Origin of the sequence: Wolbachia endosymbiont of Drosophila baimaii (assembly GCF_028982185.1) — a bacterium.
GTDB lineage: Bacteria > Pseudomonadota > Alphaproteobacteria > Rickettsiales > Anaplasmataceae > Wolbachia > Wolbachia pipientis.
Genome location: NZ_JAPQLE010000163.1, coordinates 1 through 1,150, shown reverse-complemented (window position 1 = coordinate 1,150; position 1,150 = coordinate 1). Strand labels below are relative to the sequence as shown.

Annotated in this window: 2 protein-coding genes and 1 pseudogene; all 3 read left to right on the top strand. The window is 36.3% G+C overall.

What is annotated here, in order from left to right; translation table 11 throughout:
- Positions 1 to 389: pseudogene (locus OZD66_RS05235) on the top strand (hypothetical protein); the annotation flags it as partial.
- Between the two features lie 18 nt (positions 390 to 407).
- Positions 408 to 674 carry a Fic family protein gene (locus tag OZD66_RS05230; RefSeq protein WP_275022424.1) on the top strand — a complete coding sequence of 89 codons (267 nt, stop codon included), beginning with the start codon at positions 408 to 410 and terminating at the stop codon, positions 672 to 674.
- Positions 656 to 925 (top strand): DUF977 family protein, encoded by a 270-nt coding sequence (locus tag OZD66_RS05225; RefSeq protein ID WP_259348497.1) that lies wholly within the window; start codon positions 656 to 658, stop codon positions 923 to 925. The genes OZD66_RS05230 and OZD66_RS05225 overlap by 19 nt, the downstream gene beginning before the upstream one ends.
- Positions 926 to 1,150: the final 225 nt, after the last annotated feature.

Sequence of the window (1,150 nt, the reverse complement as noted above, 5' to 3'; positions counted from 1 at the left end):
TCATAACTATATGCTGCTGGCATGCTTACCATCACTACTATAAATCCATATCTTACCTTTTTTGGACTATTATGAGAAGTGCTATACTATCCAAACTTGATACACGCTCATTTCGTTCTCTAGATGAACGAGAAATAGCCGGATATGCGTATGTGTGTGAAGAAGTATTTCAAAACTTTAACAAGATGCCATTTACAGAAAACACTATAAAACAGTTTCACATCTGGCTTTTACAATTTTCATATAAAGATCAAAGGCACATGGGAGAATATAAAAAATTCCCCAATCATGTTGAAGCGTTTGATGAATCTGGAAAAAGCTTGGGCATAGTTTTTGAAACAGCCTCTCCATTTGAGACAGCAACACAAATGCAAGAACTTATTTATTGAACTAGCCAGCAATTAGAGGTGAAATCGTTACACCCTCTATTAATTATTGGCATCTTTATAGTTACTTTTTTGGCTATCCACCCCTTTCAAGATGGAAATGGAAGGTTATCACGTATTCTTACAACTTTCTTACTGCTAAAGTTAGGGTATACATACGTACCTTACAGCTCTCTTGAAAGTGTAATTGAAGGTAACAGGGAGAGTTATTACTTAGCTTTACGTCGTACTCAACAATCTTTGAAGACGGGCAGCTATGATTTTAATCCATGGCTTATGTTTTTTTAAGATCACTACAAAAGCAAAAGTCTCATCTTGAGCAAAAGGTGTCACATGAAAAAGTGTTAAATCTCTATTTACCGCCACTTTCTGCTAAAGTATTAGCACTACTCAGCAAACATGGACGTCTTACAATTAAGGATTTGGAAAATATTACTAAAGCAAATCGTAGTACCTTAAAGAAGCACGTATCTAATCTCGTAAAGAGTAATCACATCACTCAGCATGGAAAAGGCAAAGCAACCTGGTATGTAATATAGAGCTCAATAGGATATGTATTCATTTTGAATTGTTAAATTATTCAGCTATAGAATATAGATCACAGCTGTACAAACATTGTAGTTTGAGCCCACTAGATCCCAGTGCCCTATTCTTGTCATCCCAGTGCCTTCTCCTGTCATCCCAGTGCCCAGACACTGGGATGGCTTTGTTGCATCGCTAGCTATGATGGATTAAAGATAAAAAAGATAGGGAATATCAGTAGC